The sequence below is a fragment of the Allomuricauda sp. NFXS6 genome (genome assembly GCF_040148835.1).
In the GTDB taxonomy this organism is placed as follows: Bacteria; Bacteroidota; Bacteroidia; order Flavobacteriales; family Flavobacteriaceae; genus Flagellimonas.
The window spans coordinates 121,697-147,025 of the sequence record NZ_JAGEMG010000006.1 but is presented as its reverse complement, the minus strand read 5'-3'; the positions used below and the strand labels follow the sequence as shown (position 1 = coordinate 147,025).

21 protein-coding genes are annotated in these 25,329 nt (G+C 41.4%); 15 read left to right on the top strand and 6 right to left on the bottom strand.

Annotated elements, in window-relative coordinates; translation table 11 throughout:
* Window positions 1-7 precede the first annotated feature (7 nt).
* The 7 genes from J4E06_RS10700 to J4E06_RS10670 all read left to right on the top strand — a co-directional run bounded on the left by J4E06_RS10700 (window position 8) and on the right by J4E06_RS10670 (window position 4,672).
* Complete coding sequence (locus J4E06_RS10700) at window positions 8-823, top strand: universal stress protein (protein ID WP_349523902.1); 816 nt, start codon at window positions 8-10, stop codon at window positions 821-823.
* A gap of 58 nt (window positions 824-881) precedes the next feature.
* Window positions 882-1,733 (top strand): universal stress protein, encoded by an 852-nt coding sequence (locus J4E06_RS10695; protein WP_349523901.1) that lies wholly within the window; start codon window positions 882-884, stop codon window positions 1,731-1,733.
* A gap of 15 nt (window positions 1,734-1,748) precedes the next feature.
* The gene (locus J4E06_RS10690) at window positions 1,749-2,177 is read left to right on the top strand and encodes a hypothetical protein (RefSeq protein WP_349523900.1); all 429 of its coding nucleotides are present in this window, start codon (window positions 1,749-1,751) and stop codon (window positions 2,175-2,177) included.
* A gap of 75 nt (window positions 2,178-2,252) precedes the next feature.
* Window positions 2,253-2,684 carry a hypothetical protein gene (locus J4E06_RS10685; RefSeq protein ID WP_349523899.1) on the top strand — a complete coding sequence of 144 codons (432 nt, stop codon included), beginning with the start codon at window positions 2,253-2,255 and terminating at the stop codon, window positions 2,682-2,684.
* 32 nt (window positions 2,685-2,716) lie between these two features.
* Entirely contained in the window at window positions 2,717-3,157 is a 441-nt protein-coding gene (locus J4E06_RS10680) for an Hsp20/alpha crystallin family protein (protein WP_349523898.1), read from the top strand.
* A 51-nt stretch (window positions 3,158-3,208) separates the two neighbouring features.
* Window positions 3,209-3,652: a hypothetical protein gene (locus J4E06_RS10675; RefSeq protein ID WP_349523897.1), complete on the top strand. Its 444-nt coding sequence runs from the start codon at window positions 3,209-3,211 to the stop codon at window positions 3,650-3,652.
* A gap of 12 nt (window positions 3,653-3,664) precedes the next feature.
* The gene (locus J4E06_RS10670; RefSeq protein ID WP_349523896.1) at window positions 3,665-4,672 is read left to right on the top strand and encodes a 2-hydroxyacid dehydrogenase; all 1,008 of its coding nucleotides are present in this window, start codon (window positions 3,665-3,667) and stop codon (window positions 4,670-4,672) included.
* Here the strand turns inward: J4E06_RS10670 and cls are convergent.
* The 4 genes from cls to J4E06_RS10650 all read right to left on the bottom strand — a co-directional run bounded on the left by cls (window position 4,667) and on the right by J4E06_RS10650 (window position 9,178).
* Window positions 4,667-6,073 carry a cardiolipin synthase gene (gene cls / locus J4E06_RS10665; protein ID WP_349523895.1) on the bottom strand — a complete coding sequence of 469 codons (1,407 nt, stop codon included), beginning with the start codon at window positions 6,071-6,073 and terminating at the stop codon, window positions 4,667-4,669. The two genes, J4E06_RS10670 and cls, sit on opposite strands and share 6 nt — an antisense overlap.
* A 235-nt stretch (window positions 6,074-6,308) precedes the next feature.
* Entirely contained in the window at window positions 6,309-7,637 is a 1,329-nt protein-coding gene (locus tag J4E06_RS10660; protein ID WP_349523894.1) for an MBL fold metallo-hydrolase, read from the bottom strand.
* Between the two features lie 56 nt (window positions 7,638-7,693).
* Window positions 7,694-8,359, bottom strand: coding sequence for a peroxiredoxin (locus J4E06_RS10655; protein ID WP_349523893.1), 666 nt, complete (start codon window positions 8,357-8,359; stop codon window positions 7,694-7,696).
* A gap of 135 nt (window positions 8,360-8,494) precedes the next feature.
* A complete protein-coding gene (locus J4E06_RS10650) occupies window positions 8,495-9,178 on the bottom strand; it encodes an aspartate/glutamate racemase family protein (RefSeq protein WP_349523892.1) in 684 nt (227 codons plus the stop codon).
* Window positions 9,179-9,648: 470 nt separating this feature from the next.
* On the opposite strand from J4E06_RS10650, the gene J4E06_RS10645 reads away from it, so the two are divergent.
* The 8 genes from J4E06_RS10645 to J4E06_RS10610 all read left to right on the top strand — a co-directional run bounded on the left by J4E06_RS10645 (window position 9,649) and on the right by J4E06_RS10610 (window position 20,502).
* Entirely contained in the window at window positions 9,649-11,289 is a 1,641-nt protein-coding gene (locus J4E06_RS10645; protein ID WP_349523891.1) for a TldD/PmbA family protein, read from the top strand.
* Window positions 11,290-11,316: 27 nt separating this feature from the next.
* Entirely contained in the window at window positions 11,317-12,633 is a 1,317-nt protein-coding gene (locus J4E06_RS10640) for a TldD/PmbA family protein (RefSeq protein ID WP_349523890.1), read from the top strand.
* Window positions 12,634-12,723: 90 nt separating this feature from the next.
* Window positions 12,724-13,344 (top strand): DUF4159 domain-containing protein, encoded by a 621-nt coding sequence (locus J4E06_RS10635; protein ID WP_041802089.1) that lies wholly within the window; start codon window positions 12,724-12,726, stop codon window positions 13,342-13,344.
* Between the two features lie 10 nt (window positions 13,345-13,354).
* Entirely contained in the window at window positions 13,355-14,359 is a 1,005-nt protein-coding gene (locus tag J4E06_RS10630) for an AAA family ATPase (RefSeq protein WP_349523889.1), read from the top strand.
* A complete protein-coding gene (locus J4E06_RS10625; protein ID WP_349523888.1) occupies window positions 14,359-15,258 on the top strand; it encodes a DUF58 domain-containing protein in 900 nt (299 codons plus the stop codon). The genes J4E06_RS10630 and J4E06_RS10625 overlap by 1 nt, the downstream gene beginning before the upstream one ends.
* Entirely contained in the window at window positions 15,259-16,530 is a 1,272-nt protein-coding gene (locus J4E06_RS10620) for a BatA domain-containing protein (protein ID WP_349523887.1), read from the top strand.
* Window positions 16,527-18,755, top strand: a complete 2,229-nt coding sequence (locus tag J4E06_RS10615; protein WP_349523886.1) for a tryptophan-rich sensory protein — start codon at window positions 16,527-16,529, stop codon at window positions 18,753-18,755. The genes J4E06_RS10620 and J4E06_RS10615 overlap by 4 nt, the downstream gene beginning before the upstream one ends.
* A complete protein-coding gene (locus J4E06_RS10610; protein ID WP_349523885.1) occupies window positions 18,742-20,502 on the top strand; it encodes a hypothetical protein in 1,761 nt (586 codons plus the stop codon). The genes J4E06_RS10615 and J4E06_RS10610 overlap by 14 nt, the downstream gene beginning before the upstream one ends.
* 21 nt (window positions 20,503-20,523) lie before the next feature.
* Here J4E06_RS10610 and J4E06_RS10605 read toward each other — a convergent pair whose 3' ends face one another.
* Together J4E06_RS10605 and ppdK are read right to left on the bottom strand one after the other, a co-directional pair.
* Window positions 20,524-22,254 carry an alpha/beta hydrolase-fold protein gene (locus J4E06_RS10605; protein ID WP_349523884.1) on the bottom strand — a complete coding sequence of 577 codons (1,731 nt, stop codon included), beginning with the start codon at window positions 22,252-22,254 and terminating at the stop codon, window positions 20,524-20,526.
* Between the two features lie 119 nt (window positions 22,255-22,373).
* Window positions 22,374-25,094, bottom strand: coding sequence for a pyruvate, phosphate dikinase (gene ppdK / locus J4E06_RS10600; protein ID WP_349523883.1), 2,721 nt, complete (start codon window positions 25,092-25,094; stop codon window positions 22,374-22,376).
* Window positions 25,095-25,329: the final 235 nt, after the last annotated feature.

Genomic DNA, 25,329 nt, shown 5'->3' with positions numbered 1-25,329 from the left:
ACAAGCTATGTTACAAGTTTTAGTGCCCACCGATTTTTCGAACAACTCCTATAATGCGCTGTATTATGCTGCACGTTTGTTCGAGGGAAAGGAATGCAGATTTCATATCGTAAATGTGTGCAGTAAGGAAAACAATCCGGATATGGAAAAGGCCAAATTGGAGTCGGCCCAAGGATTGGATTCCTTGGTACACCGATTGGTCAGGGATGTTGGCGAAAATAATAAGCACACTTTTTACAAAGAATCCCTCTGTTCCGATATGGCCAAAGGGATTGCCGAATATGCCAAGGAGAACAATATGGACCTTACCGTTATCGGCAACAAGGGAAAAGAAGAGATCAAGCACATATTGTTCGGAAACAATGCGATGCAATTGGTTCGTGAAATTACGTGCTGTCCCATATTGATCGTTCCTTTGGAAATTGATTTTAAAAAGGTCGACAAAATTGCATTTACCTCCAATTTCGCTTATCCAATAACAAAGGAAAACATCAGAACACTTCGGTTTTTTAACGGATTGATGGATAGTGTGATCGTTCCCATGAGCATAGAGGAAGAAAAGGTTGTTGAACCTGCCAAGAGGAACAAATTGGACTTTTTGACGGCCGTATCCGAAGATGCAGCAAAAGAAGTTAAACTGCCTCTGCTAGAAGGAAAGGTGAATACCATTTTGGAGTTTGTGGACCTTTGGAATATAGATATGCTCTGCATGATTTATTACCCACATCATTTTTTCTTGGAGTTTATCGGCAAGGGAATTATCAAAGAGCTCAACACTAAATTAAAGGTGCCATTTTTGATTTTGTCCAGTACTCCAAATTGACCAAAATCATAGTATATCATTTGGAGGAAATATAACTTTCGTAAAAACAGAAATCGTCATGGACAAGAGAGTTTTGTTACCCACGGATTATTCAAAAAATGCATTGAACGCCATTAGATATGCATTGGAACTTTACAAAAATGTGAGATGTGATTTTTTCATCCTAAATGCTTTTCACATTTCAGGATATACCCTGGACAGCATGAGGGTGCCCGAATTGGGCGAACCCTATTATGAAGCTGCAAAACAGGAATCGGAGGAAGGTATGGAAAAGTTGATGCAAATGATAAAACTGCATCCCCAAAATGATAAACATGAATTTCATACTATAACGACCTTCAATAGCTTGACAGAGGCCATACGAAATGTAATCGATAAAAAGGATATCGACATCATTGTTATGGGAACCAAGGGGGTCACAGAATCCAAAGCACGGATATTCGGTACCAATACCGTCAACGTTATGGAGCAGATCAAAGAATGCCCTGTTATCGCCGTGCCCAACAATTATATGTTCCAAACACCAAGAGAGATTGTTTTTCCCACAGATTACAAAACTCCTTTTAAGCGTAAGGAAATCGGGGATTTGATAGAAATCTCCAATTTGTACGATGCGAAAATCAATGTGGTTCACATTGATAAGGACAAAGATGGAAAGCTCAATAAAAAAGAGAAGATCAACAAAGATTTGTTACAAGAAATCTTGCAGGGGACTAATTACAAAATACATTTTTTGCCTGCGGACAAAATTAGCAGCGGAATAAACAAATTCATTGATGACCATGGGTGCGATATGATAGCTTTCTTGAACAGAAAACACTTGTTCTTTCGAAGTATCCTATCAAACCCTTTGGTGAAAAAGATTGGGTACGAACCGAAAGTGCCGATTTTAGAACTGAATGATAACTAGAAAAACGATTGAATTATGAAGCGAGTAGGAATATGGCTGGACAAACTAGAGGCCAATATCGTAGTTTTGAAAAATGGAAAAGAAAACCTGACCAACATTCCTTCGGAACTGGATTTCTTTAATCCCAAAGGGGGAGCTCGATCCAAAACCAAATGGGGCCCACAAGATGTTGTGCAGGACAGCAAATACTTGGAAAGAGAGAAACATCAATTGAAGGATTATTTTGAAAAGATTGCCGAGCATATTTCAGATGCGGATCAAATAAACATTTTTGGGCCCGCCGAAGCTCCGGAGAAATTTATGGATGCACTAAAAACAAGGCATTCCCATTTGGCCGATAAGGTTAAAAAGGTGGAAACGGTAGACAGCATGACCGAAAACCAGTTTAAGGCCTTGGTGAAACAATCCTTTGGAATGGATGACCGGTTCCCGGAACAGACTTAGTAACTTGTTGATATGATTTAAATCATTTCACAATAACCCATCAAACCTTACTTTCAGTAATAATTTAATGCCGCAATGATGGTAAGGGATAGACAAATAGAGGTAATGCGTGGGGAACTGCAAAATTGGAAATCCTATTTGCAGTTTATCGAGGGCGAAATGGCTTTTATCCAAAAGCTATTGGATTCCTATGTGTTTGAACCGAGAACTCCCAAGTTGTTCGAGCGGTTGGAAACTTTTAAACAACATTTTACCATTTCCAAGAAGGAAAGGAAATCCCTATCGGCAATCATGGCGAAGCACGAGAACGGTTTAGGAGGCATTTATGAATGTACCCAAGAAGAATGCGACAATCATTATTATGAAAAACACCAGGGCATAAAGGAGAAGTTTACAGATTATATCCAGAGATACATCAAGCTTAAAAAAGAAGTGTACGATTACGCTGGTTCCGTGCTCAAACGAAGAAGTCCTTTTACTGATGTGGATTCTTCCATATCGGATTGATATAGGTCAATTAATCAATAATTTGAATAGTTATGTCACTTGTAAAATTGGATGGAAAGCGATTTCCATGGAATGAGAAACTGATTGATTTTTTCAATCGAGATGCATTTGTTGATGATGATTTTTTCAATTTGGAAAAAAACCATCCATCAATGAATGTAAAAGAACACAAAGATGATTTTGAAATTGAATTAGCCGTACCTGGATTTGACAAGAAAGATTTCGAGATCACTATGAAAGATGATGTATTGGAGGTATCGGCCCAGAAGAGCAAAGAGGAAACCGAAGAGGAAGAAAACTTTACCCGAAGGGAGTTCAACTACAATGCATTTACCAGAAACCTACAATTACCACCTACCGTAGATCAATCCAAAGAGATCAAGGCGGTATACGAAAATGGTATTCTTAAGCTCAAGATCCATAAACTGGAAGTGGCCAAGGAAAACCATAAAAAAGTAATCGAGGTGGTTTGATCAAAATTCGCGGCAGATGAAAAATCATCTGCCGCACAAAGTATTTTAGCGATGGAAACAAAATCAAACAAACGAAGATTTAGGGAGTGGTTCAGTGCTGAGGAATTGCATGAAGAATCAAAAAAATGGTCTTCCGAACTACATTTTGCTCGGGATGAACAAAAGTTCTTGAACCAAATGGTAAAAGACTATACGTTGGACATCATAGATTCAGACATGTTCAAGACCATACAGCCTGTCGTGGAATCGTTGAACAAATCGGAGAAGGATTTGGTAGATCTTTTTAAAAAAGTGCAATTGCACGGGAATCAGCTCCAAATTATGTTGGATCAAGTCAACCAGGAAAAAATGGAGCAGGCCTACTTGGAAACCCATAGCGAACTTGGTAGGGAAGTGGAAGATTTCTTTGTGAAATACAGAGATTCCAAGACCAAAATTTTCGATATCGTTTCCAATGTGATCAAACGGAAGAAACAAAAAAGATTGTTGAATTAAAATGTATTGAAGATGAAAGTACTGGTGTATAGCGCCAAGGATTTTGAAATAAAAAACCTGGAAAAATTAAATGGGAACAAGCACAAACTAAAGTTTGTGCCCGACGTTCTGAACTCAACAACTGCTGTAATGGCAGCTGGGTACGATGCCATTTCCATTTTTTCCAACGACGATGCTTCCTTGGTTGTCTTGGAGATGCTCTGGGATTTGGGGGTAAAGTACATCACGCTGCGATCAACGGGTTACAATAACGTTAGTGTCAAATCTGCTAAACGAATCGGGTTCAAGGTGGCCTATGCACCAGAATATTCACCAAACGCCATTGCAGAGCATACAATTGGGATGTTGCTAGCTTTGAACCGTAAGCTCGTTCAGGCCGATGCCCAAGTGAAGCGATATAATTTTACATTGGACAATTTAATGGGTTTTGACTTGAACGGGAAAACCGTTGGTATATTCGGAACTGGAAGAATTGGTTCTATTTTGGTGAAAATATTCCATGCCTTTGGGTGCAAGGTGGTAGCAACCGATTTAAAACGCAACCATTACCTGGAAAGCCATTACGATTTGGAATACCTTCCTTTGGAAGAATTGTGCAGACGGTCGGATGTTATCAGTATAAATGCGCCCCTCAATTATGAAACGCACCACATTTTTTATGAGCCCTTGTTCATGGCAATGAAAGAGGGAGCCATATTGATCAATACGGCGCGCGGCGGTATCGTAAAAACGGAAGATGTAATCGATGTGTTGAAAAGTGGCCATCTCGGAGGGTATGCCACCGATGTTTATGAGCACGAAAGAGGTGTGTTTTTTAAAGATAACAGTAAAAACGGAATCAATGATGAGGTCCTCAAAGAACTGATAGCTTTGCCAAACGTACTCTTAACACCGCATCAGGCATTTGCTACCAAAGAGGCCTTGTTTAGAATAGCCGAGACCACTATTTATAATTTGGATTGTTGGGAAGAGGGGAAAACCTGCAAAAACGAGTTGGGGTTCGAGGCGGTGACACTATAAAACCGGACTCAACAATTTAGCGAAGCCTTCGATCAATTTTTTGATCCAAGGTCTTTCCTTGTATTTCTCGTAGTCCTCCAAAATGATGGATTTTTCACAATCCTTCAAAAAATCGGATTTCATTTGTTGGCACAGAACACTATCATAAACAAACACCTGTGCCTCATAGTTTTGTTGTAGACTTCTGTTATCGAGGTTTGCCGTGCCAATGCTGGCGATTTCGTCATCACACATCATTACCTTGCTATGCAAAAAGCCATCGTCGTATAAATATATCTTAATGCCCGCTTTTAAATACGACTCAAAATAGGCCCTTACGCACCAATCTACAAGTTTTATATCTGTACTGGTGGACATCAGGATTCTTACATCGACTCCGCTCAATGCAGCGGTCATCAATGCTTGCAATATTGCATGGTTCGGAATAATGTAAGGATTAACTATATAAAGGTATTTTTCCGCACTGTTTATAATTGAAAAATAAACCTGCTCCATTACATCAAAATCGTCATCCGGTCCACTGGGAACTATTTGGAGGGAGGTCCCTATTTTGGGTGCCCTGTAGACTTTGAAAGTAGAGAAATCCACTTTATTTCCACTGGCGAGGTACCAATCGGTCATAAATGTCCTATTTAAAAAATCAACGGCCTCACCTTCAATCTTTAAGTGGGTATCGTGCCATTTGCCCAAAGCGGGGTCTCCCTTTAGGTATTTGTCCGAAATATTGATGCCGCCCGTAAACCCAATTTTGTTATCGATTACGATAATCTTTCTGTGGTTCCTATAGTTTAATGCGGAAAGGAACCTACCAAATTTGAAGGGTAGAAATTGAGCTGTCTCCACCCCGATCTTTTTAAGTTTTCTGAGATATTTTTTACTTAACGAGTAGCTGCCAATACCATCGTATAGAAGTCGGATGGTGACATCCTCGGCTATTTTCCGTTCAAAAACCTCCAAAAGTTTATCTGCCAAGAGGCCATCCTCAAAAATGTAGTATTGTAGATGGATATGTTCTTTGGCCTCCTCAAGTGCATGAAAAATACTTTCAAAAGTATTCTTTCCATCTTTCAACAAGTCCAAATTATTATAGCAAGTAACAGGACACTTGGATGTTTTATTTATTAAAAAAGTTATTTTTTGTTTGTTCCCAGAAATTTCGGGATGGCAAGTTACATGTTCCAGTTTGTTTATGGGCCCAAACTGATTCTTCAAAGAGAACATTTTACTTTTTCTTCTGTTTCGTCCAAATAGGATATATAAAAGACCGCCTGCCACGGGTATGGTGAAAATGGCCAACAGCCAAGCCAAGGTCTTGCTGGGTCTCACACCATTTAACAACAAACTTATCACCATGACCAGGGCAATTAGAATGTATACCGAAACGAGAATGGGAACGAGCATCTATTTTTTGATACTTATTGAAATCTATTTACAAGTTAGTAAAAGTATTTGGTGGAGAACGTAGATTCCGATCATAATCTTACAACACATAAAAAGAGGGTGAATTCTAAAAAGTATTGAAATGCGTCATTCCGAATTTATTTCAGAATCTCATCGTGCTGGTAAACATATAATTATGAGAACCTGAAACAAGTTCAGGTTGACGACAGTTGATTTTTAGACACCCTCGTGTTTTTTAAATAAAATCCTTAATGTTTTCACCGAGGTCGTAGACTTGAACGTTGTCAGTATTGCTTTCAATGATACTGGTTCCGGCCGTACTACGGTATCCACCGGCACAGTGCACAATAATCGGCTTGTCTTTGGGTATTTGCGACAATGATGAACGAAGATGATTTAGGGGGATTGTCAGCGCATTTTCAAAGAATTTGCCCTCGGCTACTTCGCTATCGTTTCGGATATCCACAACAGTATAGCTGTCGGGATTGGTTTTAAAATCCGTAAGATCAAGTTTGTCACTTTCCACAACGGCGGTTTCATCCAGTGTCAAAACCAGTTTTACTTGTTTCTCATATCCTATTTTCGCAACCCTTTCCAAAATGTTTTCAATATCATCTGGTTTTTTAATAACGATGCTAAAAGGCTCTTCAGGATTTACTATAGCGCCTAACCAAGTTTCAAACTTTGAGTCTTCCGAGACGGCCATAATATTGATGCTCCCTGGCAGGTGCCCTTTTTTAAATTCTGTTTCGTCCCTGACATCCACAATTAATCCATTGATACTTGTATTTAATTGTAGAGGCACTTTTGCAATGGAGGTTCTTAGATTTTCTGGACCTCGTCTATTGGTATCCACATCAAATCCAAAATAAGATGGGATAAAGGGTTGGCTATCCAAAAGAGTGTCTACAAACTCTTCTTTTGATTGAGGCTTAAAGGCCCAGTTTCCCATTCTTTCGTTGCCGAGGGTACTGCTATTGTCGGAACTCAGATTTTTTCCGCATAAGGAACCAGCACCATGTGCAGGGTATACCAAGGCTCCATCGGGTAGATCCTTGAATTTATTCTGGATGGTATCATACATCATTTCTGCCAGTTCTTGACGCTTTGCCGTCATATTACCGGCTTTTTCACGTAAATCTGGTCGTCCAACGTCGCCAATAAAAAGGGTGTCCCCTGTAAAGAGTGCTGTTTTTCCGTCTTTTTCGGCTACAACGGTAATACTGTCCGGAGAGTGTCCTGGAGTATTTAAGGCAGAAATTTTGATATCCCCGACCATAATACTTTGCCCTTCATCAAAAGGTTCATATTCATAGTCGGCACCCAAATCCTTACTATGATAAATGGGAGCTCCGGTTTCTTTATGTATTTGCAAATGGGAACTCACAAAGTCGGCATGTGGATGGGTTTCAATGACAGCTACTATTTTTGCATTATGTTCTTGTGCATACACATAGTACTGCATAGGATTCCTTTCTGGATCTATAACGGCCATTTCACCATTGTCCACAATCGCATAGGAATAGTGAGCTAAAGGTTTATATTCAAACTGTTTTATTTCCATAAATTAGGGTTTAAAGGGCACCTTGGAACAAGGCGCCCTGTATTCAACATTATTTTTTAGATTTCTTTCTTGGCAAGGTACCAATCTACTTTTTCAAGGGTGTCGTCCGCAAGTCTTTCATTAAGCTGATCTAGAGTCTTAGGAGGGGAAACTATAACTTTGTCTCCTTTTTTCCAATCCAAAGGCATGGCAACTTTATACTCATCCGAAGTTTGTAGTGCTTCCAATGCCCTTAGGATTTCATCCATGTTCCTGCCTACATTTAAAGGATAGTACATTATCAATCGGATTTTTTTTGATGGATCGATAAAGAAAACAGCGCGTACTGCTGCAGTTTCACTTTCATTGGGCTGAAGCATTCCATACAATTTGGATACCTTCATGTCCAAATCTGCAATAATTGGGAAATCGAAATATACACCAGTGTTTTCCCTCACATTTTGAACCCATCCCAAGTGGGCGTGGATACTGTCAATACTTAAACCAAGAAGTTCGGTATTTAATGCATCGAATTCGCCTTTTCTTTGCGCGAACCCACTCATTTCCGTAGTACAAACAGGGGTAAAATCTGCAGGGTGGGAGAACATTACGGTCCATTTATCCTTCGCAAATTCCGATAATTTTATTTTCCCCTTTGTGGTTACTGCTTCAAAATCTGGAGCAATATCTCCAATACGGGGCATTTGATTTACTTTCTCGTTTTCTGAATAAGAATTTTCCATAGTATTATAAGTTATATTTATTAATATTTAATTTGTGATAAAAATAACTTATAATTATAATGATGGCAGTAACGAATGTTACATAGTGGCACTTTAACGGATGTTTAACGGATAAAAAGACTTTACTTTAAGGTACTACTTATTAAAGATAAAGTCAACCGCAATTTGCGCATGTAAATTTGTGGTTGCCAAGGTAGGAATGTCAACATCGCCTTTTTGTATTAGCAAAGGTAATTCTGTACAGCCTAAAATTATTCCGTCCGCACCTTTTTCTTTAAGTAATTCAATTTGTTCTATGAAAAACTGTTTGGCAGCATCGGAGAAAGTTCCCTGTGTAAGTTCTTTCGATACATATTCATGCGCTTGGGGAACAAACTCTTCTTCTGGGATTATGGTTTCGATATCATAATTGTTCTTCAAAACTTTGGGAATAAAATTTCCCATCATCGTAGGTTTGTTGCCTAATAAACCGAGCTTTGTAAGTCCCAAACCTTTCGCCTCCTTTCCTGTTGCATCTGCAATGTGCAAAATGGGAATATTAATTTGGGGTTGTACAAAATCATATACCATGTGCGGGGTGTTTGCACAGATAACTATAGCTTCCGCACCAGCAGTTTGCAGCTTTCTAGCGGTATCTAAATATTTTGTATTAATTTTTTTCTTGTTCTGTTCCCTCATCAATTCAATATTGATGCTATGTATAATTAATGGAGGGTTGGCCCAATCACCGATTATTTTTGAGGCCATTTGGTTGATGAGTTTATAATATTCTATGGTCGAATGCCAGGAAGTTCCTCCGATCATTCCTATAGTTTTCATGTTTTCCGTCATTTTCTTCAAAAATTGTCAGCGATATTGTAACAATTTACGGAAAAGTGATAAAAAAATACCGAGTATTGGGTTTTGTTGAAAACTGATATTGCTTTTAAAGGTATCGTGAGATTTAAAAGGAATACTTGATTATTTTTTTCAAATGCCCCCTTTAAAAACCTTTAATCTAAGATTTTTAGGTTAAAATTAACATAAACCTAAAGTCACACTAGTTAATTTTAAAAACTATTGATTTGAGAATTGGATGTCCGTAATCTGTCATAATATCACTAACGTCACCCTGAACTTGATTCAGGGTCACATGAAGATGCTTATATTCAGCAAGATGAGATGTTGAAACAAGTTCAACATGACGCCAAAACACCCATTATGATATTAAACGGACAATCAGTTTGAGAAAATCGTTTTTACGATATTACCATTCTTTATTAACTCAAAATAAATCAAATAACTAACATATGAAAAGAAGAGATTTTGTACAGTACGCCGGTATGGGTGCAGGGGCCATGATGATGCCTTCGCTTCTTTTGGGGAACGACATTCCTGCAGAAGCATTGCTCGAACCGGGTATGGATACCGTACTTAAAAAGAAAATGGCGGACGTTGCCCTGAATACGGCAAAGTCGATGGGTGCTACCTATGCGGACGCCAGAATTGGAAGATACTTGAACCAATATGTATTTACCCGAGAAGACAAAGTTCAAAATGTGGTGAACACCGAATCCTTTGGTGTTGGAATCCGTGTTATTGCCAATGGCACTTGGGGTTTTTCCTCTACCAATGATGTTACAGAGGATGGCATAAAAACGGCAACACAACATGCTGTTTCCATTGCCAAGGCCAACTCCAAGATTCAAAAAGAACCTGTTGTTTTGGCTCCAGTTCAGGGTCATGGGGAGGTATCTTGGAAAACTCCGATAAAAAAGGACTTTAAAGAAGTGCCCATCTCCGAAAAAGTTGATTTGCTTTTAAACGCAAACGCTGCCGCTATGGAAAACGGTGCCAACTTTGTAAACTCGGCACTTTTTATGGTGAATGAGCAAAAATATTTCGCCTCGACCGATGGATCTTACATTGATCAAGATGTACACCGGATTTGGCCAACCTTCAATGTTACGGCCATCGACCGTGCAGCTGGGAAATTCAAAAGCCGTCAGGCACTGAGTGCCCCAATGGGCATGGGATATGAGTATATGGATGGTTTGGAATCCGAAAAATTATCGGGTCCAGAGGGCATTACATTGTATAACAGAAGTTACGATATTGTGGAAGATGCCACCATGGCTGCCAAACAGGCCAAGCAAAAATTGACCGCAAAATCCGTGGAAGCCGGTAAGTACGATTTGGTTCTTGAACCGAACCATCTAGGATTGACGATTCACGAATCGGTTGGACACCCATTGGAACTGGACCGTGTATTGGGTTATGAAGCCAACTACGCAGGCACCAGTTTTGCTACATTGGACAAATGGGAGTCAAAGGACTTTAATTACGGAAGCGACATTGTAAACTTGGTTGCCGACAAGACCCAAGAAGGGTCTTTGGGTGCCGTAGGTTATGATGATGAGGGTGTGAAAACCAAAAAATGGGATTTGGTCAGAAACGGGACCTTGGTGAACTACCAGGCCATCCGTGATCAAGTGCATATGATCGATCAAAACGAATCGCACGGATGCTGTTATGCCCAGAGTTGGGAAGATGTGCAGTTCCAGCGTATGCCCAATGTTTCCTTGGAGCCTGGAAAGGAAAAATATTCCTTGCAGGATATGATCAAGGATGTGGACAAAGGAATTTATATTTTAGGCCGTGGATCGTACTCTATTGACCAGCAACGTTACAACTTCCAGTTTGGAGGAACTTTGTTCTACGAAATCAAGGACGGTGAGATCGTAGGTATGCTCGATGACGTGGCTTACCAATCCAATACCCAGGAATTTTGGAATTCTTGTGTTAAGATCTGTGATAAGGATGACTACAGATTGTTCGGTTCCTTCTTCGATGGTAAAGGGCAGCCTTCACAGGTAAGTGCCGTTTCACACGGTAGCTCCACGTCACGATTCAACGGAGTCAATGTAATTAACACAGGTAGGACCATTTAAGGTTTATTCAAATTAAATAATAAGACAATGGCTATATATACAAGAGAAGAAGCAAAAAAGATTTTGGAAAAGGCGTTGAGTTTTTCCAAGGCCGATGCCTGCGAAATAAACCTAAGTGGAAGTAACAGCGGTAATATCCGATATGCAAGAAATACCGTATCCACTGCAGGATATAGATCAACACAAAGTTTGGCGGTACAATCCAGTTTTGGCAAAAAAGTGGGTACGGCCACCATCGATGAGTTTGATGATGCATCGTTGGAGAAAGTGGTGAGAAGAGCTGAGGAATTGGCTCAATTGTCACCAGAAAACCCTGAGTTTATGTCTCCTTTGGGACCACAGGAATATGATGAAGGGATTACATACAAGGAAGCTACTGCCAATGTAACACCTGAGTACAGAGCTGAGGTGGCCAATAGCAGTATAGTTCCCGCCGCAGCAAAAGATGTGACGGCAGCAGGTTTCTTGGACGATTCGGCGGGGTTTTCGGCCATGATCAATTCCAACGGACTGTTCGCTTACAACCAATCTACAAATGTGGACTTTACCGTAACCATGCGTACCAACGATGGCACAGGTTCCGGTTGGGTGACCAGGGATTACAATGACATCTCCAAGTTTGATGCGGATGAAGCATCAAAAACGGCGATAGACAAAGCAGTAATGTCCAAAGAAGCTCGTGCCATTGAACCTGGAAAGTACACGGTGATTTTGGAACCGGCCGCATCCATCGGCCTACTGCAAAATATGTTCCGATCTTTTGATGCAAGATCTGCCGATGAAGGTAGAAGTTTTATGTCCGCAAAGGATGGAGGAACCAAACTTGGACAGAAAATAGTGGACGAACGCGTTAATATTTGGTCAGACCCCTTGCATCCCGATGTTCCTACATCCACTTGGAACGGGGCAGGGCAACCTTTAAAGAAAACCAGCTGGATAGAAAATGGAGTGGTCAAAAACTTGGCCTACAGCCGTTACTGGGCAGAAAAGCAAGGCGTAGATCCCGTGCCATTCCCAAGTAATGGGATAATGGAAGGAGGGGACGAAAGTCTTGAGGATATGATTAAGGGCACCAAAAAAGGTATTTTGGTGACACGCTTTTGGTACATACGAAGTGTAGACCCACAAACCTTATTGTACACTGGCTTGACCAGAGACGGAACTTTCTATATCGAAAACGGAGAAATCAAGTTTCCTGTCAAAAACTTCAGGTTCAACGAGAGCCCGATTATTATGTTGAATAATTTGGAATCCCTTGGGCAACAAGTACGTGTCGACGGAAACTTAATACCTTATATGAAGATTCGTGACTTTACGTTCACCAGTCTCTCAGATGCGGTATAACCAAATGAATTAGAATAAACTGGTGGTCAGGTTATCCTTGACTGCCAGTTTTTATTTTGGCAAAGATTTTAGCCTACGACCCAAATGGCATTGGACAACGAATTCTTTTTTACACGATTACAGTACGAATCAGGCGATTGGGATGTGGATCAGCGGATGCCCTCCAATTTATTGAATTCCTTGGTCGAGTACACCACGCTAAAGGTGGATACCCAAGAAAAGATAATTACCCTGGCCAGCGACGATATTTTTAAAAGTCCATTCTGTTATATCTCGGGCCATAAATTGGTCCAGTTTACCAAAAAGGAACGCGAAAATTTTGAAAAATACGTGCGCAACGGTGGTTTTGTTTTTGCCGATGACTGTAACCACGATATTGATGGTCTGTTTGCCAAATCATTTGAACGCCAGATGGAAGAAATATTCGGTCCGGGTGAACTACAAAAGATTCCAAATGACCATGAAATCTATACCATTTTCTTTGAGTTTGATGATGGACCGCCCACCACTTCACAAGAACTGAACGGTTGGGGAGACGACCTTGTTCACGATTACCTTAAGGCCATCATAATAAATGGAAGAATTGGTGTGCTTTACAGCAACAAGGACTACGGCTGCGAATGGGATTACGATTTTAGAAACAAACGCTGGTACAAAATAGACAATACCCGATTTGGGGTGAATATTGTGTTATACGCTTTAACCTCTTAACGATACTAATTTGGATAAAGAACTACAACAAATTGCAAGTGAAGTAGAAGGGCTTTCCGAAAAGCTGACTGCCCTCAAAAAAGAAATTGGAAAAGTGATCATAGGTCAAGAAGAAACCGTTTCCCAATTACTGATCACATTTTTAGCAGGCGGACATGCTTTACTAGAAGGGGTTCCGGGATTGGCCAAAACCTTGATGATTCGTACGCTCTCCAACGCCATTGATTTAAAATTCAAACGGATTCAGTTTACGCCCGATTTAATGCCTTCCGATATTATAGGTACAGAAATTTTGGAAGAGGACCATTCCACGGGCAAAAAATTCTTCAAATTCAACAAAGGACCTATCTTTTCTAATATCATTTTGGCAGATGAGATTAACCGAACACCTCCAAAAACGCAAGCGGCACTTTTGGAGGCCATGCAGGAGTTCGAGGTGACCTATGGGGACAAAACGTATTCCTTGGACAGGCCATTTTTCATTTTGGCCACGCAAAACCCCATTGAACAATCGGGAACTTTTGTATTACCGGAGGCACAACAAGATAGATTTCTGCTATACATCAAAATTGGATATCCAACAGATGAGGAGGAAACGCAAATTTTAAAAGCCACTACGGGAACCAAAAAAGCCCAATTGAACAAGGTATTGTCAGGAGACGATATCATGAGATTGCAACAACTGGTTCGAGAAGTTTCCATCAGCGATGGGTTGATTCAATATGTAAGTGATGTAATCCGTGCCACCCGACCCGATACCACTTCGGTAGACTACGTGAAACAATGGGTGGATTGGGGAGCAGGCCCAAGAGCAGGTCAGGCCATGATCTTGACCGCGAAGGCCAATGCACTTTTGGAAGGTAGATTGGCCGTTACACTGGAAGATTTACAAAAAGTATCGTTACCTGTATTAAGGCACAGGGTGCTCGTAAACTTTAGGGCCGATGCCGAAGGAATCACTTCGGATACGGTCACAAAAGAAATACTGAAAGCAGTTCAATTAAGGGATAAATAATGGCATCAAGGGATTACCACGACCTTTTAAAACCTGAAGTCATCAATACCGTATCGGGCCTTAGTCTAATCTCGCGTATTGTGGTGGAAGGATACACTTCCGGTCTGAACCGGAGCAAAAGCGTGGGTCCCGGAATGGAGTTTAGTCAATACCGAGGTTATGAACCTGGGGACGACCTACGACTGCTCGATTGGAAGATGTTGGCCCGGTCGGGTCGCTATTACATCAAGCAATCCGAAGTGGAAAGTCACGTCACCGTTAAGTTTATCGTGGATGCAAGTGCTTCGATGGAGCACGAAGAAGATGGCATTTCCAAATTGGAATTTGCTCGGGTAATGGTGGCTTGTTTGTCACATATGGCTCAAAAACAAGGCGATTCGGTAGGGCTTTTTGCACTCAATGAAGATGATTTTGTGAGCATTTATCCCAAAGCGGACCAAAAACACTTCAACCGATTGTTGTTGGAACTTTTGAAGATATCTACCAAGGGAAAATGGCCCGAACTCTCCATTGCATCCAGAAGAATCCACAATAGGGGAGAAAAGGAGTTGGTATTTTTCCTGACGGATATGTACGAAGATGTTTCCGAACTGTCCGATTTTGTAAAAAACTTGAAGACTGCCAATAACGAGGTTGTAGTACTTCAAATTATGACAGGTAGCGAGATGGATTTTAATTATAAAAAGTCCGTCACTTTTGAAGATTTGGAAACTGGAGCCAAGGTCAAAGTGGATGTAAATAAAGCCAAGGCCGCTTATTTAAAAGCTTTGGACGAAAAAGTAAATCAAACCAAGGAGCAATTGCTATCCCAAGGGGTACATTATCATCTGTTTAGAATGGACAATGACTTGGGTGATGCCTTGCAACTATTTTTAAAAGAACGCATACGATTAGTGTAAATGGTTTTTGCGAATCCGTCATATCTCTGGGCACTTTTGGGACTTTTGGTTCCCTTGGCCATCCATTTGTGGAGCAAGAAGGAGGCGAAGACCATAAAAATTGGAAGTATCCAGTTGTTGGACGAATCCAACTCCAGGCAATCCAGTAGCATTCAATTGAACGAGTGGCTGTTGCTATTGCTACGAATGTTGATTATTGCTTTGATTGTTTTATTGATGGCAGGCCCACAATGGCGCACCAAAGGCAATCAAAAACAAATAACCTATCTCGTGGAGGCTTCTATTGCCAATGAAGCATCTATCAGTTCCGTTTTGGATAGCTTACAAGAGGAATCCCCCGTTTTGCTCTTGAAAAATGGTTTTCCTGAGTGGGAAGTCGATGCCGATTATCAATCGTACAAGGAACAGCCCAACTATTGGCAATTGGTTCAAAAAATGGATTCGTTGCGTTCGGATAGTATTGTGGTTTTTACAAAGGCATTGGTCAAAGGAATCAAATCGATGCGACCCAATACCCAAAAGAAAATCCATTGGGTGGTTATGGAACTTGAGGAAACTCAGGACCAACCTTTGATGGCGTATAAACGAGGTTCAGGTGTAGAATTGATTACCGCTTCAAGCAGCGGAAGAGTGACCAAAATCAATAAAGAGGCATTGGAGGAGGGCTTTGAAATCAACAATGATAGCCTTCGTTTACGTTCCGATGAAGCTATCCGAGTTCCCTTAAAATTAATGGATACGCTCCATATCAATTTGTATGTGACGGACGATTTTGAACGTGAGAGAAAATATATTGAAGCCTCATTCAGGGCGTTATCGGCATTTTTAAAGCGTGAAATCGTTATTCACAAAGAAGATGAATTAAAGAATAACCAAGCTGATTTGAATATTTGGTTGAGCAAAGGGCCAAACAATGATTCCGAAGGGAAATGGTTGGTTTATCAAGAAAATCCGTTAGCCAAGCAATTGATAGAATCATCCCCTCGGAAAAACTTGTTTTATCTAACATCAAAATTGAACCCCAAAAACACGGTCGACCAACACTTGCCCGAACAGTTACTCACCATTTTAGGGCTGGACAATGAATTAAAAGCTTTGGCGGCCAATGTGGATACAAGACAATTGGACGAAGCAGAACTCAAACCGAATTACGTAGAGCCCAAAAGAAAACGGGAAAGCGCCACGTTGCTTGATGTTTCCCTCTGGGTATTCGCGATTCTCGCTGCTCTTATGATTGTGGAACGTTTCATATCAAATTATAAGAAGCAATGATGGGAGCAGCGGCAATACAACAGTTTCGGAAACGCTGGCAGCATTCCAAATATCTGGAAGGGCTGCTCTATGCCATTGGGGTCGGCGCTTTTGTGTACCTGCTGACCCATACCATTTTATTTGGAGTCCTCGGGTTGATAGTGACTTGTGCCATTGCCTTTTGGATTTTAAAACCTTGGAAAATAAGCTCGGAAAATGCCGTAGGTTATATTGATGCCCATATACCCCAAGCGGGATTTAGCAGTGGACTTTTGTTGTCGCCCGCCAATGAGCTTTCCGACCTGTCCAAATTACAGCAATATCGAGTAGCCTTGCAGTTGGAACCTGTTTTGTCCAAATTGAGACCGCCCCACAACCTATTAAAGGCGGCTCTTGTTATGTTTGGATTGATGCTGATGGGATTTGCCGCCAGATTTGTACTGACGAAGTTCGGAAATCAATCAGGAGGAGAATCATCAAATACCGAGCAAATTACTTTTGCTCCGAAAGATAGCTTAACAAACACTACCGAAGTTCCCCAATTGATAGAGACCAATATTACCATTCAATATCCTGGTTATACGGGGAAAGCAACTTTGAACATCGTTGACCCAAATGTCAAGGCTGTGGAAGGTTCAAGAGTCACTTGGAATCTTGAATTTGATGGCAATGTTCGAGAAGTGGAGATGGATTTGATGGGCGAGCACATTGATTTTACAAAGAATCAAGAATCGTATCAGTTGACCAAAAAACTGGAGGCTTCAGGCTTTTACAGTTTTACCTTCAAAGATTTGGATGGGAATGACTATGTAAGCGATTTGTATTCCATGGAAATGGTGACCGATGAACCACCAATGGTTCAAATTGAAGGCTTGGACAACTACACGTATTTTGAGTTTGATGATGACAAACGTTTGATGCTCAGTACCAACATCTCCGATGATTTTGGAATTGATGATGCTTATATTGTTGCTACCGTGAGCAAAGGCTCTGGTGAATCGGTTAAATTCAGGGAGGAAGCTGTCCGTTTTGATAGGGTTATTCCCAAAGGGAATAAACGAATCCAATTACAGCAAGCCCTGGATTTAGACGCGCTTAAAATGGACCCGGGGGATGAACTCTATTTTTATGTGGAGGCGTTGGATCAAAAAACACCAAGAAAGAACATTGGACGTAGCGAGACGTATTTTGCAGTAATCCGCGATACGGTAACCGATGGATTTGCGGTAGAGGGGAACTTGGGCGTGGACTTGATGCCCGATTATTTCAGGAGCCAGAGACAATTGATCATCGATACCGAAAAACTTATTGCTGATAGGCCCAATATTTCCGAAAAAGACTTTAAGTTCAGGAGCAACGAACTGGGCTTTGACCAAAAACAGTTGCGTTTAAAGTATGGACAGTTTATGGGTGACGAAACCGAAATGCAATCCGCTCCAGGACAGGTTTCTTCAACTGATGCAGAAGGGGATGACCACGACCATTCGGGTGAGGAAGTCGAAGAAGACCTTTTGGATGAGTACAGTCATAAACACGATAACGAGAACGAGCATAATCTGGTTGATGAACACAGTTCAGAAGGGGAGGAGGAAGAAGACCCCTTGCACGATTATGTGCACAATCATTCGGACCCGGAAGCATCTACCTTGTTTGAAAAATCATTGAAGGCAAAGCTTCGAGATGCTTTAGACATTATGTGGGATGCTGAACTCCATTTACGCCTTTACGAGCCGGAAAAATCCTTGCCGTATCAATACGATGCCCTCAAAATTATTCAAGACATTAAAAACAGCGCCAGAATATATGTGCACCGCATCGGTTTTGACCCACCTCCGATCAAGGAGGAAAATAGGTTGAGCGGGGATATTGGGGATATTACCAATTTTGATAAAAAGGAAGTGTTTGAATATCAAATGCCCTTTACTTCAACAAGGGAAACCATAGCTCGTTTGGAACATTTGATTTTAGGTGAAAAGCAGTTTAATGACCAAGACAGTGCCCTTTTTATTGAAGCAGGAAATGAACTGGCACCAAAAGCAATTTCGGAACCCATGAAATACTTAAAAGTATTGCAGGGCCTTCGCGACCTTGAAAAGATAGCAAACAGGACCAAAGAGAATTATAAAGAGGTACAAAAAAATCTATTGCAGGTGCTGCCAGATGTGGAGTACAATCCAAAGAAAAAGGCTGAATACCGAGATGAGATCAATTTGTTGTACTTAAAAGAATTGGGTGTTTATGAATGATGGGATGGTGCTTGTGAACCAGAATCTTTTGGTGCCCATGATTTTGGTAGGACTGGTGCTTTGGGCCGTTTTTATCTGGAAAGAATGGTCGCAGCGAGGGGAGAGAAGGTTTTGGGTTAAGTTAATCGTGTCCTTTTTAGCTATTCTCTCCTTAGTGATGATCCTACTAAAGCCAAATGTATGGCAGGAATCAATCAGCGGAAAGGGCATCATTTTGACCGAAGGATATGAAACTTCCCAGTTGGACAGCTTGAAATCCATTTATAAGCGAATACAAACAGAAGACTACATGAAAGGAAGAACATTGTCGATTTTGGACGATGTGGATTCTCTATTTCTTCTAGGTCGAGGTTTGGCACCTTTTGATTTGTGGCAGCTACAGGATAAATCCATCGCCTTTATAGGAGGTAAAAGGGTTGAAGGATGGACGGCTATATCTCATGAAAATAAGATTCCATTTGGAGAAAAGTTATATTTAAATGCCAAACATTCCGATCTAAAAACTGGGCATTGGGCTATTTTGGCCGATAATGGAGGCAACCCTTTGGATTCCGTTCCTTTTGAAGAGGTTGACGAACAACTGATTCAGTTAAATGCAAAACCTAAGGCAAGTGGACAATTTGTATATCGTCTTTTAGAAAAAGATAGTGAAGGTAACATCATATCTGAAGAACCAATTCCCATTCAAGTATTGGAGGGGAAGCCTTTGAAAATATTGATGGTCAATACCTTTCCGACTTTTGAGGCCAAATACCTGAAAAACTTCTTGACGGAGAAGGGGCACGAGCTATTGGCACGCACGCAATTTACCAAAGGTAAATACAAGTTTGAGTACTTCAACGGAGCCTCAAACCCCATTTACGGGTTTATTGTGGAGAATTTGAAAGAATATGATCTATTGGTTATCGATACTGATTCTTATACAGCTCTCGGAAGAAGTTCAAAAGAAGCAATGGAGGAAGCAGTGAAAACCCATGGCCTTGGTGTTTTTGTTCAACCCGATGAGAATTTGTTCAGACTTGCTGAAAGGCAATCTCCGTTTCAGTTTGATCGGGATTTTATTACGGAAATCACTTTGGGAGTGCCTGCCCAAAGCGTACAGAAATATCCTTTAGAATTTAAGAATGATGTACGAACTCAAAGGATTTCGGTTGATTCTGCGCACGTAGCGGCTTATGTTCCGAAGGAAAAGGGTAAAATGGGAACAACATTGCTTCAGAACACTTATCAGTTGTTTTTGGATGGAAAAGAGGAACTTTATGCCGGTATCTGGACTCAAATCCTGAATAATATCGCAAGGGAACAGGAAGCCTTGGCAAAATGGAAAGCGCTCACCCAAACTCCCCGACTTGATGAACCATTTCAATTTGAAGTTCGAAATTCCATAAATGGTATTCGGGTCACAACCGATAAAGAAGCGAATATTCCTTTGCTTCAGGATGGCTTGGTACAAAGTAAATGGAAGGGGGTTGTATACCCGCGAAAAAAGGGATGGAACGAACTTAAGGTTTCCAACGATTCCATAGCTCATTATTCATACTATGTTTTTGATGGGAATCAACATAAAACTATATCCCAGTCCGAAACTTTAAAAGCCAATTTGCGTCAGTTTGGTAGCGAAAACACTTTTGGTGCTTCGGTTTCTGCATCAAAAAAGGCACAGAAACCGATATCCCCGTTTTGGTTTTATGGATTACTTCTGTTGTGCTTGGGTTGGTTGTGGTTAGAGCCTAAACTATCTGGATAATCATTTGTTTCCCCAAACTTGTTATTGATACCTCCAACTGGTCAAATCTGCTCCCTTTGGTGCACTCTCAGCAATACGCTTCATAATTTTGGGCACGTACATGGAGTTGTATCGTAAACGGCTTATGGCATTGGGTTGTTCGGGGTCTCCGTTCCAACAATGTTCTGCACGATCGCCGTACAAAACTTCACCATCATAATAAGGCTCAGTGGTACTTTCCAAAAAGTCTTCCATTAAATAGACCGCGTTGTTCAAATAGTAATTGTCCATATCGCCACAGTAGAGGTGTATTTTACCCTTAAGCTGTGGACCAAGCTTGTCCCAGTCGCGTTCCAAAATATGCCGTAAATCGTAGTTTTCTTTCCAGTATTCGGCCACTTCATGGTCAATGTCACCTGTCATTTTATCCCATATTCGGACTGGATAGCCATCATCACCTTGGGGTGAAAAGGTGGCTTCCCAAATATCCCATTGCTGTCCAGATCTGGATTTATCGCCCAATACCAGTTCCAAATGGTTGCCCTGCCTCAAAGTGGATTGAATATCTCCCAAATAGTTCCTATGAGAAGGAACTTCTAGCTGCTTGTGTTCCGAGTCGTAATAGTAAGCATTATCGTCCTCATAAATATTGGTGAGGCAATAGGCCCTAAAATCGATGGGGTCGGGACAAGCGGCGAAACAACCGTTGTATTCCTCCGGATATTTAACCTGAACGGCCAAAGCTTCCCAACCTCCGGTGGAACCTCCGTATAGAAAGCGTGACCACCCTTCGCCCATTCCACGGAACTGTTTTTCAATTTCTGGAATCAGTTCGTAGGTAATGGCATCACCGTATGGCCCCTGACTGGCAGAGTTCACGGCATAAGAATCATCGTAATAGGGGGTAGGGTGTTGAATTTCTATAATGAGAAAGCGCGGGAAATCCGGTTCATTCCACCTTTTATAAAAGTCGTAGGCTTCTTGTTGTTGAATGATGTTGTAGCCCTCTAGATCAAAACGTGCGGAATATTCCGGTTCTAAATTGGGGTCGGGCGGTGTAGTGCGAAAGCCACCAAAATCACTTGGGAAGTGCCCATGGAAGACCATTAGTGGGTATTTGGCCTCTGGGTGTTCGTTAAAACCTTTGGGCAGTAACACGTGTGCACCCAAATACATATCCCTTCCGTAGAATTCCGATAATTTTTCCGATTTGATTTTTATATGCTTTATCCATTCGGTATCCTCAGGTTCTGGAATGGGTGGAATTTCTTGATTCATTACCAATGAAACATTTTCAATTCCGGTTTCACCAACCGTTATTTTGAACGGTTTACTGTATAAATTACCGGGAGATGTGTTCCAATGTTGTCCTTCACCATTGTCCATGGGCAGTTTTACGGTGTGGCCCGTGGATAAGTTAAATGTTTCATATACGTGCAATAGGGCCTGGGCATTGTATTCCCCTGGTGGAACATTTTCCAGACTTGGGTAGGGATAGCCAAAAACCGATTCATCAAAAGTGATGGATTCCCCGGGCGCCATATTCTCCACATTCATTCCAAAAACAAGCTGGGTATGCAATCCTTCACTAATTTGGAAACGGGGCTCTTTGCTATCGTCCGATGAGAGCATTAGCAGCAATCGTCCGTCTTTACTTTCTGGACTCACAGCTTCATCAAAACTTACAGCTATGCTGAATTTTGATCTCTCAGTGGCTTCGCAGGAAATCAGCAATACGAAACAGCAGCAAATAAGAATGGAAAATTTGGTCATTGTGGTTGAATTTTAGAGGATTAAGATAGTCCATTCCCACCGTAAACAAAAACCCCTGGCTTTTTAGTGGTTTAAAGAACCAGGGATTAAAAAAAATAGAACGGTCAGGTCTTCTTTTTTTATGAAATTGCTGCTTGTGCTGCCGCCACTCGGGCAATAGGCACTCTAAAGGGAGAGCAGCTCACATAGTTCATGCCCACTTTTTGACAGAATGCGACGGAATTGGGTTCACCGCCGTGTTCACCGCAAATACCTATTTTTAGATCGGATTTGGTCTTGCGGCCCAACTGGGTTCCCATTTCCACCAATTGTCCAACACCTTCTTGGTCCAATACCTCAAAAGGGTCATGTTTCAAAATACCTTTTTCAAGATAAATTGGCAGGAACTTTCCGGAGTCATCTCTAGAATACCCGAAAGTCATTTGGGTAAGGTCATTGGTTCCGAAAGAGAAGAAATCCGCATTTTCGGCAATTTTATCTGCAATCAATGTGGCCCTTGGGGTCTCCATCATGGTGCCTACGGAATATTCCACGGTATCTTTACGTTTTTTGAAGACTTCTTGAGCCATTGCATCAATTATTGCCTTTTGTTGGTTAAACTCCTCTACGGTACCTACCAGTGGCACCATAATTTCAGGTTTGACTGTGAGACCTTCTTTCTTCACTTTGAGGGCTGCTTCCAAAATGGCCTGGGTCTGCATTTCTGTGATTTCAGGATAGGTATTTCCCAATCTACATCCACGGTGTCCCATCATGGGGTTGAACTCTTCCAACTCGGCTACTTTACCTTTTACGGCAGCCAAAGAAATATGAAGTTCTTCGGCCAATTCTTTTTGGGTGGCCAATTGATGAGGTACAAATTCATGTAAAGGCGGATCTAGCAATCTAACGGTTACGGGATGGCCTTCCATGGCCCTAAAAATTCCTTCAAAGTCGTTTCGTTGCATGGGAAGTAATTCCTTTAATGCTTGTTTGCGGCCTTTTATGGTGTCTGCCAAGATCATTTCGCGCATGGCTTTAATTCGGTCTACTTCAAAGAACATATGTTCTGTGCGCGTAAGTCCAATACCTTTTGCACCAAAGTTTCGTGCTATCAACGCATCTTTGGGCGTATCGGCATTAGTCCTGACTTCCATTGTGGCGTAATTATCGGATAGTTCCATCAACTCGGCAAATTCCCCGCTCAATACGGGTTCTTTGGTAGCTACTTTACCTTCCAAGATATTTCCGGTGGAACCATTTATTGATATCCAATCGCCTTCGTGATATTCGTGGTCACCTACTTTAAGGGTTCTTGTCTTATAGTTAATCTTTAATGCACCTGCACCGGATACACAGCATTTACCCATACCTCTGGCGACGACCGCGGCATGGGAGGTCATACCCCCACGAGCGGTAACAATCCCCCTGGCAATGTTCATTCCTTCCACATCTTCGGGCGAGGTTTCCACACGAACCAAAATACTGTACTTGAATTTGTCCGCTTCATCTGCAAAGAATACAATTTGTCCAGTGGCCGCACCAGGAGATGCCGGCAAACCTTGGGCAATAACGTTGGCTTCCTGCAAGGCATCTAGATCAAAGATAGGGTGTAACAGTTCGTTTAGTTTGTTGGGCTCTATTCGCATTAAGGCCGTTTTTTCATCTATTAATCCTTCTTTGAGCAAATCCATGCCGATTTTCACCATGGCGGCACCGGTACGTTTTCCGTTACGGGTCTGTAGGATCCAAAGTTTACCTTGTTGAATGGTAAATTCCATATCCTGCATGTCTTGGTAATGGGTTTCCAGTTTATTTTGATATTCAAACAGTTCCTTGTAAATGTCGGGCATCAACTCTTCCAAAGATGGGTAACTTTCTTTACGTTCTTCTTCCTCTACCTGAGCAAGTTTTGCCCAGCGTTGTGACCCCAAGAACGTAATTTGCTGTGGCGTACGGACACCGGCAACCACATCTTCCCCTTGTGCGTTGATTAGATATTCCCCGTTGAACACATTTTCCCCTGTGCCTGCATCCCTGGTGAAGCACACCCCGGTTCCAGAATCGTCACCCATATTGCCGAATACCATAGCTTGGACGTTCACTGCGGTGCCCCAATCTTCAGGATATCCGTTCATTTTTCTGTAGTAAATGGCACGGTCACCGTTCCAGCTATCAAAAACAGCGGCAATGGCGCCCCAAAGTTGATCCCATGGATTGTTAGGGAAAGGTTTTCCGGTCCTTTTTTGAACAATATCCTTAAAGTCATATACCAAATCCTGCAAATCTTGCACGGTAAATTGGGTGTCTTGGTCAATTCTTCGTTTGTCCTTTAAATGGTCAATGATTTCCTCGAATGGATCTAAGTCGTCTTTGGATTCTGGTTTGAGTCCCATCACCACACTACTATACATTTGAATGAAACGGCGGTAGGAATCCCATGCGAAGCGTTCGTTGCCTGTCATTTTAATGATGCCTTTAATGGATTCATCGTTTAAACCAAGGTTGAGGACGGTATCCATCATTCCTGGCATGGAAACCCGTGCACCGGAACGGACAGAAATTAGGAGTGGATTTTCGTCATCGCCAAAAATGGCCCCCATAGTTTCCTCAATGGTTGTTATTGCGTCCCGTACTTCAGGTTCTATTCTATTGATTACGGATTCTTTCCCTTCCTCGTTGTATTGTGCACAAACTTCTGTAGTTATTGTAAAGCCAGGGGGAACAGGAATTCCAATTCGACTCATTTCGGCCAAGTTGGCTCCTTTACCACCGAGCAAGTTTTTCATGTCGCGTCTGCCGTCGGCCTTTTTGTTGCCGAAGGCATATACGCTGGGCTGCTTTTCTATTAATGTTTCCATATGAACATCTATTTAGAGATTGAGATATGTTGAAATCGATATGTAAAAGTAGCAGCTATCTCATCCTCAGAACATGATAAAAATCAGGGTTTTATATGAGGAAAAGTCTTTCCTGTGCATTTCGTTCGTTTTGAAGCTCCTGGAAACATTGTCTCAAGCTGGTTTTTTGACTTTTAGAGGTTGGTAATTTATATGGTGCTATAATGAGTTGATTATCAATAAGTAAAAATATTAT

Excerpts from the sequence above, each read along its gene's own strand:
- J4E06_RS10700 (WP_349523902.1), top strand. The coding sequence starts at position 8 with ATGTTACAAGTTTTAGTGCCCACCGATTTTTCGAACAACTCCTATAAT.
- J4E06_RS10695 (WP_349523901.1), top strand. The coding sequence starts at position 882 with ATGGACAAGAGAGTTTTGTTACCCACGGATTATTCAAAAAATGCATTG.
- J4E06_RS10690 (WP_349523900.1), top strand. The coding sequence starts at position 1,749 with ATGAAGCGAGTAGGAATATGGCTGGACAAACTAGAGGCCAATATCGTA.
- J4E06_RS10685 (WP_349523899.1), top strand. The coding sequence starts at position 2,253 with ATGATGGTAAGGGATAGACAAATAGAGGTAATGCGTGGGGAACTGCAA.
- J4E06_RS10680 (WP_349523898.1), top strand. The coding sequence starts at position 2,717 with ATGTCACTTGTAAAATTGGATGGAAAGCGATTTCCATGGAATGAGAAA.
- J4E06_RS10675 (WP_349523897.1), top strand. The coding sequence starts at position 3,209 with ATGGAAACAAAATCAAACAAACGAAGATTTAGGGAGTGGTTCAGTGCT.
- J4E06_RS10670 (WP_349523896.1), top strand. The coding sequence starts at position 3,665 with ATGAAAGTACTGGTGTATAGCGCCAAGGATTTTGAAATAAAAAACCTG.
- cls (WP_349523895.1), bottom strand. The coding sequence starts at position 6,073 with ATGCTCGTTCCCATTCTCGTTTCGGTATACATTCTAATTGCCCTGGTC.
- J4E06_RS10660 (WP_349523894.1), bottom strand. The coding sequence starts at position 7,637 with ATGGAAATAAAACAGTTTGAATATAAACCTTTAGCTCACTATTCCTAT.
- J4E06_RS10655 (WP_349523893.1), bottom strand. The coding sequence starts at position 8,359 with ATGGAAAATTCTTATTCAGAAAACGAGAAAGTAAATCAAATGCCCCGT.
- J4E06_RS10650 (WP_349523892.1), bottom strand. The coding sequence starts at position 9,178 with ATGAAAACTATAGGAATGATCGGAGGAACTTCCTGGCATTCGACCATA.
- J4E06_RS10645 (WP_349523891.1), top strand. The coding sequence starts at position 9,649 with ATGAAAAGAAGAGATTTTGTACAGTACGCCGGTATGGGTGCAGGGGCC.
- J4E06_RS10640 (WP_349523890.1), top strand. The coding sequence starts at position 11,317 with ATGGCTATATATACAAGAGAAGAAGCAAAAAAGATTTTGGAAAAGGCG.
- J4E06_RS10625 (WP_349523888.1), top strand. The coding sequence starts at position 14,359 with ATGGCATCAAGGGATTACCACGACCTTTTAAAACCTGAAGTCATCAAT.
- J4E06_RS10620 (WP_349523887.1), top strand. The coding sequence starts at position 15,259 with ATGGTTTTTGCGAATCCGTCATATCTCTGGGCACTTTTGGGACTTTTG.
- J4E06_RS10615 (WP_349523886.1), top strand. The coding sequence starts at position 16,527 with ATGATGGGAGCAGCGGCAATACAACAGTTTCGGAAACGCTGGCAGCAT.
- J4E06_RS10605 (WP_349523884.1), bottom strand. The coding sequence starts at position 22,254 with ATGACCAAATTTTCCATTCTTATTTGCTGCTGTTTCGTATTGCTGATT.
- ppdK (WP_349523883.1), bottom strand. The coding sequence starts at position 25,094 with ATGGAAACATTAATAGAAAAGCAGCCCAGCGTATATGCCTTCGGCAAC.